At 47.3% G+C, this 9,796-nt stretch carries 11 protein-coding genes and 1 tRNA gene; 5 read left to right on the forward strand and 7 right to left on the reverse strand.

Going from position 1 to position 9,796, the window contains the following annotated elements; genetic code table 11:
* The 6 genes from ACTHTJ_RS10290 to ACTHTJ_RS10315 all read right to left on the reverse strand — a co-directional run.
* A partial coding sequence (locus ACTHTJ_RS10290; RefSeq protein ID WP_440360935.1) for a porin occupies nt 1-310 on the reverse strand: 310 nt, incomplete at its 3' end.
* A gap of 388 nt (nt 311-698) precedes the next feature.
* Nucleotides 699-1,712 carry a ketol-acid reductoisomerase gene (ilvC, locus tag ACTHTJ_RS10295; protein WP_070459226.1) on the reverse strand — a complete coding sequence of 338 codons (1,014 nt, stop codon included), beginning with the start codon at nt 1,710-1,712 and terminating at the stop codon, nt 699-701.
* A 61-nt stretch (nt 1,713-1,773) separates the two neighbouring features.
* The gene (locus ACTHTJ_RS10300; RefSeq protein WP_070583491.1) at nt 1,774-2,067 is read right to left on the reverse strand and encodes a putative quinol monooxygenase; all 294 of its coding nucleotides are present in this window, start codon (nt 2,065-2,067) and stop codon (nt 1,774-1,776) included.
* Between the two features lie 66 nt (nt 2,068-2,133).
* Nucleotides 2,134-2,625: an acetolactate synthase small subunit gene (gene ilvN, locus ACTHTJ_RS10305; RefSeq protein WP_003685820.1), complete on the reverse strand. Its 492-nt coding sequence runs from the start codon at nt 2,623-2,625 to the stop codon at nt 2,134-2,136.
* A 10-nt stretch (nt 2,626-2,635) separates the two neighbouring features.
* Nucleotides 2,636-4,363 carry a biosynthetic-type acetolactate synthase large subunit gene (gene ilvB, locus ACTHTJ_RS10310; RefSeq protein ID WP_003680037.1) on the reverse strand — a complete coding sequence of 576 codons (1,728 nt, stop codon included), beginning with the start codon at nt 4,361-4,363 and terminating at the stop codon, nt 2,636-2,638.
* A 388-nt stretch (nt 4,364-4,751) separates the two neighbouring features.
* Nucleotides 4,752-4,836: transfer RNA gene (locus tag ACTHTJ_RS10315), tRNA-Leu, on the reverse strand.
* Between the two features lie 283 nt (nt 4,837-5,119).
* On the opposite strand from ACTHTJ_RS10315, the gene ACTHTJ_RS10320 reads away from it, so the two are divergent.
* From ACTHTJ_RS10320 to ACTHTJ_RS10340, 5 genes are all read left to right on the forward strand, one after another.
* A complete protein-coding gene (locus tag ACTHTJ_RS10320) occupies nt 5,120-5,782 on the forward strand; it encodes an SCO family protein (RefSeq protein ID WP_070583489.1) in 663 nt (220 codons plus the stop codon).
* A gap of 82 nt (nt 5,783-5,864) precedes the next feature.
* On the forward strand, nt 5,865-6,518 hold the full coding sequence (hisG, locus tag ACTHTJ_RS10325; RefSeq protein ID WP_036473098.1) for an ATP phosphoribosyltransferase: 654 nt from the start codon (nt 5,865-5,867) through the stop codon (nt 6,516-6,518).
* Nucleotides 6,519-6,566: 48 nt separating this feature from the next.
* Entirely contained in the window at nt 6,567-7,292 is a 726-nt protein-coding gene (gene nfsA / locus ACTHTJ_RS10330) for an oxygen-insensitive NADPH nitroreductase (protein WP_070583487.1), read from the forward strand.
* Nucleotides 7,293-7,363: 71 nt separating this feature from the next.
* Entirely contained in the window at nt 7,364-8,656 is a 1,293-nt protein-coding gene (gene hisD, locus ACTHTJ_RS10335; protein ID WP_440360936.1) for a histidinol dehydrogenase, read from the forward strand.
* Between the two features lie 185 nt (nt 8,657-8,841).
* Complete coding sequence (locus ACTHTJ_RS10340) at nt 8,842-9,201, forward strand: immunity 8 family protein (RefSeq protein ID WP_002221979.1); 360 nt, start codon at nt 8,842-8,844, stop codon at nt 9,199-9,201.
* Between the two features lie 221 nt (nt 9,202-9,422).
* Here the strand turns inward: ACTHTJ_RS10340 and ACTHTJ_RS10345 are convergent.
* The coding region (locus ACTHTJ_RS10345; RefSeq protein WP_440360937.1) for a transposase at nt 9,423-9,796 on the reverse strand (374 nt) is incomplete at its 5' end.

A 9,796-nucleotide genomic window follows, 5' to 3' on the forward strand; every position in this document is an offset into this window, starting at 1 on the left:
GAATTTTACCGAAACCGCCTTCCAAGCCCAAGAAAGATTCACGGTTAGCGAAACCAGAGTCACCACCGGCGATAGAAGTTTTTTGTTCAACTTGCCAGATAGCATTCAGGTTGCTACCCAAGTGTTCGTGGCCTTTGAAACCGATGCGAGAGCCGAAGTCAGCAATCTCAGTAGCAGTTTTAGAAGAAGTCTTACCCTCTTTTACTTTAGAAATTTCTACGCCAGCTTTAATTTGACCGTACAGAGTTACGTCAGCCATAGCTGCAACAGGCAGGGCAGCCAGAGTCAGGGCAATCAGGGATTTTTTCATTGCTGTTTTCCTTTTTTAAGTGTGAAGAAGCGAGCATTCGTTCTTCTTATTACGATATCGTTCTGTTTCAACGATTCCATGACCATAATATAAAGGTTATGGCTTAAGAAAACAAATTTTCCTCTTGTTTTAGGCGTATTTTTGTTGGGAAACGTTGTTTTTTGCAGACAGAGTAGGTATAGAAAATAGTCGTTTATTTCGTAATATGTTTTTTTAAAAGGAAATTTTAGGAGAATCATGAAAGACAGTTTATAGAGGTTGGGGGTAAATGTTGTTTATATTGTCTTCAGACGGCCTTGTTGAGTGAGGTTTATAGTGTATTGGGTTTTAAAATTATAAAAAAACCTGCCTGAGTAATCAGGCAGGTTTCATTTGCTTGAAAGACAGATTAGTTTTTGTCTTGGTCAACCAGTTTGTTTTTAGCGATCCAAGGCATCATAGAACGCAGTTGTGCACCCACTTTTTCAATTTGGTGGTCGGCGTTCAGACGGCGACGGGCAGTCATGCTGGCGTAGTTGGTTGCGCCTTCTTGGATGAACATTTTCGCATATTCGCCGCTTTGAATGCGGTATAGCGCTTTTTTCATCGCAGCTTTGGTTGCAGGAGTCACTACTTCAGGGCCGGTAACGTATTCACCGTATTCGGCATTGTTGGAAATGGAGTAGTTCATGTTGGCAATACCGCCTTCGTACATCAGGTCAACGATCAGTTTCAGCTCGTGCAGACATTCGAAGTAGGCCATTTCTGGAGCGTAACCGGCTTCAACCAAAGTTTCAAAGCCGCATTTCACCAATTCAACTGCGCCACCGCACAATACGGCTTGTTCGCCAAACAGGTCGGTTTCGGTTTCTTCGCGGAAGTTGGTTTCGATTACGCCGCCTTTAGTGCCGCCGTTGGCTGCTGCGTAAGACAGGGCGATGTCTTTGGCTTTGCCGCTTTTATCTTGGTAAACGGCGATCAAGGAAGGTACGCCGCCGCCTTTCAGGAATTCGCTGCGTACGGTGTGGCCTGGGCCTTTAGGGGCGATCATGATAACGTCAAGGTCGGCGCGAGGTACGATTTGGTTGTAGTGTACGTTGAAGCCGTGAGCGAACGCCAATACTGCGCCTTCTTTCAAGTTAGGATCGATTTCGTTTTTGTATACGATAGGTTGGTTTTCGTCAGGCAACAGAATCATTACAACGTCGGCTGCTTTAGTTGCTTCAGCAACGGTGCGCACGTCGTGGCCGGCTGCTTCGGCTTTTTTCCAAGAGCTGCCTTGGCGCAGACCGATTACGACATTTACGCCGGAATCTTTCAGGTTTGCTGCGTGTGCGTGACCTTGTGAACCGTAGCCGATGATGGCAACGGTTTTGCCTTTGATCAGAGAAAGGTCAGCGTCTTTATCGTAATAAACTTGCATTTTATTTCCTTAGTGTAAGAGGGTTCCGGATAATCCGGGTTGAGTTAAAAGTAATAGGGGATTAGGCAGGGACTTGGTTCATCAAGACGATTTCCAATGCTTCGGTTTTTCCTTCGATGGATTTGACGAAGTTTTGGAAATGTTCGCTGGCATTGTGCTCATCAATAGCTGCTTGGGATTTCCAGCTTTCTACGAATACGAAACGGTTGGGTTTGCCGATTTCTTGGTGCAGGTCGTAGCTGATGTTGCCTTCTTCTGCACGGCTGGCTTTGACCAATTCTTTAAATTGGGCAGCCAGAGCCTCGGTGTATTCGGGTTTGACGGTAACTAATGCAACGATTTGGATGCTTGACATATTTGTCTCCTACTGTTTTTCAGACGGCCTTTGTTGAAAGTAAAAGGCCGTCTGAACGATACAGCGTTAAATTTTCAAAATGCGCTCGCCACGACCGATACCGGCTGCGCCTGTGCGTACGGTTTCCAAAATTTGGGCGCGACCGACTGTTTCGAGGAAAGAGTCGAGTTTTTCGGTGGAACCTGTGATTTCGATGGTGTAGCTGCGGTCTGTTACATCAATAACACTGCCGCGGTAGATTTCGGTCAATCGTAGGAATTCGTCGCGGTCTTTGCCGACGGCGCGGACTTTTACCAACATCAGTTCGCGTTCGACAAAACGGCTTTCGTTCAAGTCAACCACTTTGATAACTTCAATCAGTTTGTTGAGTTGTTTGGTGATTTGCTCGATAACGTGTTCGTCGCCATGAGTAACGATGGTCATGCGAGACAAGGTTTTGTCTTCGGTTGGCGCAACAGCCAAGGAGTCGATATTGTAATCGCGTGCGGAGAACAAACCTACCACACGGCTCATCGCACCTGATTCGTTTTCCATCAGAATAGATAAGATATGTCGCATTTTTCTCTCCTTACGCTGACAATGTTTCGCGCATATGCGGCGGCAGAACCATCTCGTCCAAGCCTTTGCCGTTGCCGACCATAGGCAGTACGTTTTGTTTCTTATCGGTCAAGAAATCGAGGAATACCAGACGGTCTTTTTGGTTTAATGCTTCCAGCAACGCGCCTTCTACATCGGATTTCTTGTCCACACGGATGCCGATATGACCGTAGGCTTCAGCCAGTTTGACAAAATCAGGCAATGAATCGAAATAGGTTTCCGATTCACGGTTGCCATAATAAAGTTCTTGCCATTGGCGAACCATGCCGAGGTAGCCGTTGTTCAGTGTAACGACGTTAACCGGAACGCGGTATTGGAAGCAGGTCGACAGCTCTTGGATATTCATCTGAATCGAGCCTTCGCCGGTGATACAGAATACATCTTGATCAGGAGCAGCCAGTTTTGCGCCGATGGCATATGGCAGGCCGACGCCCATTGTGCCTAAACCGCCGGAATTGAGCCATTGGCGAGGACGCTCGAATGGGTAATATTGGGCGGTAAACATTTGGTGTTGACCGACGTCGGAAGTAATGATGGCAGAATTATTGGTGATTTCTGCCAGTTTTTGAATGACGTATTGCGGTTTGATGATTTCGCTTTCATTATCAAACCACAGGCAGTTGCGCGAACGCCATTCTTCAATGCTTTTCCACCATTTATCCAATGAGTCGGCTGCAGGTGCAGATTCTTGCTTGCCCCACAATTGAATCATTTCGGACAATACGTTTTTCACGTCGCCGACAATCGGGATATCCACTTTGACGCGTTTGGCAATGCTGGACGGGTCAACGTCAATATGAATAATTTTTTTGGCTTTTTCAAAGAATTTGGACGGTACGGAAATCACGCGGTCATCGAAGCGCGCACCGATTGCCAGTACAACGTCTGCATTTTGCATGGCGAGGTTGGCTTCATAAGTACCGTGCATACCCAGCATGCCCAAGAATTGGCGGTCGCTGGAAGGGTATGCACCCAAGCCCATCAATGTACCGGTACAAGGAGCGCCGATCATGCGGACGAATTTGGTCATTTCCTCAGAGGCATTGCCCAAAACTACGCCGCCGCCGAAGTAAACAATAGGGCGTTTGGCAGAAGCCAGCATTTGTACGGCTTTTTTGATTTGACCGATGTGGCCTTGTACAACCGGTTGGTAAGAGCGGATGAAGATGTCTTCTTGAGGATAACTGAATTTAGCCATTGCTTGGGTGACATCTTTAGGAACATCAACGACAACGGGACCCGGACGGCCGCTTGCGGCGATTTGGAAAGCTTTTTTGATGGTGTCTGCCAACTCAGCGATATTGGTCACCAAGAAATTGTGTTTGACACAAGGGCGGGTAATGCCGACTGTATCCACTTCTTGGAATGCATCTGTCCCGATAAGGGAGTTGCCCACCTGGCCACTGATGACTACCAACGGAATGGAGTCGCTGTAAGCAGTGGCGATACCGGTCAGGGCATTGGTTACTCCCGGGCCGGAAGTCACCAAGGCAACGCCGACTTTGCCGCTGACACGGGCATAGGCATCTGCCGCATGTACGGCTGCCTGCTCGTGGCGAACCAAGATGTGCTTGAATTTATTGAGTTGGAAAAGGGCATCGTAGATTTCGATAACCGCGCCGCCCGGATAGCCGAATACATACTCGACACCTTCGGCTTTGAGACTTTGCACGATGATTTGTGCGCCTGATAATTGCATATTGACCTCTTTTATATGGTTTCAAACCAATAGGAACAATCCGCCTCACCACAGCACCTGTAATGCAATTCCACCAAGCAGCGATTTAGGGTACGCGCACTGAGGGAATACGATGACAGTCAGACTATCCAAGCAATTGGAAAGAAACACAGAGTTTGTGAAAAAGAGTAGAAACGATAACGCAATCCGACTGTACAAGCAAGACAAAATCTTTCATCTTTTAACGTTTAAGGAGTGAAAATAGATTATCGTTTGATTTTAAAGAAATAAAAAAATAGTTTTATTGAGCTTGATGTGGGTAGATTGTTGACAGTTTGAGTAAGGGGAAGGTTTTGCAAATGATAAATAGCAAAAAACCTCTTGACTGAATCAAGAGGTTTTTTTAATTTGGTGCCCAGGGTCGGACTCGAACCGACACACCTTGCGGCGGGGGATTTTGAGTCCCCTGCGTCTACCAATTTCGCCACCTGGGCTAGCGAAGAAGTCGTCATTATAGCGAGTTCTCGAATCTTGTAAAGCAGTAATTGAAAAAAAATTGGATTATTTTTATATTTGTTTGATTTTTAATGAATTAAACTTTTTGTGTTTGATGGTTATCTAAATGGGGGGCAGATTTTTAAAACAAAAAAGCAGTATTTATCTGCAAAAAGGGCTACATTTAATGTGTTAAACGCGTTAATATGAAGATGTTTTGTTTTTATATCGGCCGGGCAGTTGTTTGGCCTTACTTATTTGAAACGGTTTTGGAGAAAATTTATGCTTTCCGTTACACGAACTTTCCTACTCAGTGCTTTTGCGTTGGCTGCTCTGGCTGCTTGTCAGCCTAAAGAAGAGGCCAAAGAGGCATCTTCGACACCTGCCACTTCTGCTGCGCCTGCTGCTTCCGGTGAGTCTGCACCCAAAGTGCAAGCGCGTGGTACCGATATGCGCAAAGAAGACATTGGCGGCGACTTCACATTGACCGATGGCGACGGCAAACCTTTCAGCCTGAGCGATTTGAAAGGCAAAGTGGTCATCCTGTCTTTCGGTTATACCCACTGTCCTGACGTATGCCCGACCGAGTTGCTGACTTACAGCGATACTTTGAAACAATTGGGCGATCAGGCTAAAGACGTGAAAGTAGTATTTGTCAGCATCGACCCTGAGCGCGATACGCCTGAAGTAATCGGCAAATACGCCAAACAGTTCCACCCTGATTTTATCGGCCTGACGGCTACCGGCGATCAAAGCCTGCCTGTCATCAAACAGCAATACCGTGTGGTATCGGCTAAAGTTAACCAAAAAGAAGACAGCGAAAACTATTTGGTCGACCACTCTTCAGGTGCATATTTGATTGATAAAAACGGCGAAGTGGCGATTTTCTCGCCTTATGGCAGCGAGCCGGAAACGATTGCGGCTGATGTGAAAACTTTATTGTAAAACCGTAGTTGGGGCCGTCTGAAATGGGTTGTGGATTTCAGACGGCCTTCTTGTTTTTGATACGGCAAAGGAGAAGAAAAAAATGACCGACACACTTTTAACGATTGCTTTATCCAAGGGGCGAATTTTTGAGGAAACCCTGCCGCTGTTGGCCGCTGCCGGTATTGTGCCTGCGGAAGAGCCGGAAAAATCGCGCAAGCTGATTATTGGCACGAATCATGACAACATCCGTTTGGTGATTGTGCGCGCGACCGACGTGCCGACTTATGTGCAATATGGCGCGGCGGATTTCGGTATTGCCGGTAAGGACGTGCTGATCGAGCATGGCGGAGATGGCCTGTATCAACCTTTGGATTTGCACATCGCCTCATGCCGCATGATGGTTGCGGTTAAAAAAGGTTTCGATTACGCCGCTGCCTCCAAACCCGGCAGCCGCTTGCGGATTGCCACCAAATATCCCGACATCGCCGCCGAACACTTTGCCGACAAGGGTGTGCATGTGGACATCATCAAACTATACGGCTCGATGGAGCTTGCGCCTTTGGTCGGTTTGAGCGACGCGATTGTCGATTTGGTTTCCAGCGGCAATACGTTGAAGGCCAATGGTTTGGAAGCTGTAGAGCATGTGGCTGATATTTCCAGTCGCTTGGTGGTCAATAAAGCGGCGTTGAAAACCAAATATGCGTTGTTGAATCCGATTATTCAGGCATTTGAAAATGCCGCTAAGGCCGTCTGAAAAGTTTTTGGTAAAACCTGTCTGCCAACTCAGTTTGAAAGCCCCGTCATGATGCAAAGCAAACCGACACTCGATACGATTCTTTCCCATCGTTCCATCCGCAGGTTTACTTCCGAACCGATTGCCGATGAAATCCTCAATACGCTGGTTCGCGCCGGGCAGCAGGCTTCGACTTCCAACAACCTGCAATGCGTTTCCATCATCCGCGTATCCGACCTTGCGCTGAGGCAGGGGATACATGAAGCGGCAGGAAGTGCACCTTATATTGTCCATTGTGCGGAATTTTTATTGTTTTGCATTGATTTCTCTAAACACAAGGCGATGTTTCCCGATGCGCAAATTGATTGGGCGGAGGTAACCCTGATTGGCGCGGTCGATGCAGGTATTATGGCGCAAAACGTATTGCTTACCGCCGAATCGCTTGGGCTGGGCGGCGTGTATATCGGCGCGTTGCGCAATAATGCGCAAAAAGTATCGGATGTGTTGAACCTGCCGGATTATTGCGTGCCTTTGGTGGGGTTGTGCCTCGGTTATCCTGATCAAGACCCGCCGCTCAAACCGCGCCTACCTAAGGAAATGGTCTATGCCGAAAACGCTTGTCCGAGCCTGAATGCCGATGCCGTTGAAGCCTATAATCAGGCAGTAGCGGATTATTATGAGTTGCGCAAGGGCAGTCCGATACCTTGGAAGGAATCGCTGGCCAAAACCTTGGGCAATCCTGTACGGCCGCATATGTTGGCGTTTTTGCAGGAAAAAGGTTTTTTGAAAAGATAATATTCAGACGGCCTTTGAGTGAATGAGGCCGTCTGAAAACAATAGGAACGAAACAAGGAAGAGAGCAAACCATGAAGAAACTCGACACCCAATCCCCTGATTTTCAAGCCGAACTCAAAACACTGCTTGCTTTTGAAACCGCGCAAAACCGTGAAATCGACCGTATTGTTGCCGACATCTGTGCCGATGTTCAAAAACGCGGCGATGCGGCGCTGATTGAATACACCAACCGTTTTGACGGTACATCCGCTCAAACCATCGATGATTTAATCCTGACGCAAGATGATTTGCAGTCTGCGTTTGAGCGTTTGCCTGAAAACATTCAGACGGCCTTGAAAACGGCCGCGAGACGGGTGGAAAGCTACCATGAACACCAAAAAATGGAGTCGTGGACTTACGAAGACGAAGACGGCACGCTTTTGGGCCAACAGATTACGCCGCTTGACCGTGTCGGTATTTATGTTCCGGGCGGTAAAGCTGCTTATCCGAGTTCCGTCATCATGAACGCCATGCCTGCCCACGTTGCCGGTGTGAAAGAAATCATCATGGTCGTTCCCACTCCGAAAGGTGAGCGCAACGATATCGTGTTGGCGGCTGCTTTTGTGGCCGGTGTAACTAAAGTGTTTACGGTCGGCGGTGCGCAGGCGGTTGCGGCTTTGGCCTATGGTACGGAATCTGTGCCTCAAGTCGATAAGATTACCGGCCCGGGCAATGCCTTTGTCGCTGCGGCCAAACGACGCGTGTTCGGCGTGGTCGGTATCGATATGGTGGCAGGGCCGTCTGAAATTTTGGTGATTGCCGATGGTACGACACCTGCCGATTGGGTGGCCATGGATTTGTTCAGTCAGGCGGAACACGATGAAATTGCACAAGCGATTTTGATCGGTACTTCTCAAGCGTATTTGGACGAAGTTCAGACGGCCATGAACCGCTTGATTGAAACCATGCCGCGCCGTGCGATTATTGAAGCTTCATTGGGCAACCGCGGTGCAATGATTTTGGCTAAAGATTTAGATGAAGCCTGCGAAATCGCCAACTATATTTCTCCCGAACACTTGGAACTGTCGGTTGAGAATCCGCAAGAATGGGCGAAAAAAATCCGCCACGCCGGCGCTATTTTCATGGGACGCTATACCAGTGAAAGCCTTGGTGACTATTGCGCAGGCCCCAACCACGTTTTGCCGACCAGCCGCACGGCGCGTTTCTCTTCTCCTTTGGGAACATATGATTTCCAAAAACGCTCCAGTCTGATTCAGGTTTCAGAACAAGGCGCGCAGAAGTTGGGCAAAACCGCCAGCGTGTTGGCGCATGGCGAAAGCTTGACCGCGCACGCCAGAGCGGCTGAGTTCCGTTTGAAAGACTGAGTGAAACGTTGAAGTCGTACGTGCAAGGGTTGTTTGATAAGTGCTGACGGAACTCGTTTATACCGACCGCCTACTACCAAAAAAAACACTCCAACACATCTTAATCCAACAGGAACGCAAGCGAATTTTGTTATTCGAGACCCAAATACAAGAACAACACTAACTAATGGACATTTGAATATAAAATGATTAACCTAGAATTGAAAGCCATCAATCTTTACGATTGTGCCTTTGAAGATTTCGTTCCCGAAATCAAAGACAATTTTTGTGTGGGAATTGATTTAGACATAGGAACTGATGATAGTGATGCTGCAGATATATTTTCTGTTCGCATATGCTCTCCTAAATGGATTTTGCATAATTGTTTCCAAAATCAAAGGGTTAAATGGGGAGCGGGTATGATGATTATGAATGAATTTAATCATTCTGTTATTAAATCGGAAATTGAGAAAATTCTTAAAGAATGTTCAAAAGAAACTTGGGAAAAGTCATTGACTTATTTACTTCGTTTTTTTTCGTGGGAATTTGAAGATTATCAGTGCTAAAGAAATCAAAAAAGGGCATCTAAACAGATGCCCTTTTTATTGTGATGAAGATTTTAGCCGAGAAAGTATCAGGCCGAGACCTTTGCAAAATAGCCCTTTCCTCAATAGCCAAAGCCCAAAACAGGATTTCGGCTGTTTTCGTTTCAAATATCCACCGATTCTACTCAAATATCCCCTTAATCTCCCTTGGATACCTGATTAATCAGGCATCCGGCCGCCTTTTAGGCGGCAGCAGGCGCACTTAGCCTGTTGGCGGCTTTCAAAAGGTTCAAACACATCGCTTTCAGATGGCTTTGTGCACTCACTTTAATCAGTCCGAAATAGGCTGCCCGGGCGTAGCGGAATTTACGATGCAGTGTACCGAAGCTTTGTTCGACCACATAACGGGTCTTCGACAAATATCGGTTGCGTTTGGTTTGTGCTTCCGTCAGCGGATGTTTGCGGTGGGCTTTGCGCATAATGCCGTCTAACAACTGATGCTCTTTCAGATGTTGCCGGTTTTCCGCACTGTCATAGCCTTTGTCGGCATAGACGGCCGTACCTTCGGCTATCCCTTCCAGCAAAGGCGACAGGTGGTTGCACTCATGGGTATTGG

Origin of the sequence: Neisseria sp. P0018.S001 (assembly GCF_051957355.1) — a bacterium.
Classification (GTDB): domain Bacteria; phylum Pseudomonadota; class Gammaproteobacteria; order Burkholderiales; family Neisseriaceae; genus Neisseria; species Neisseria subflava_A.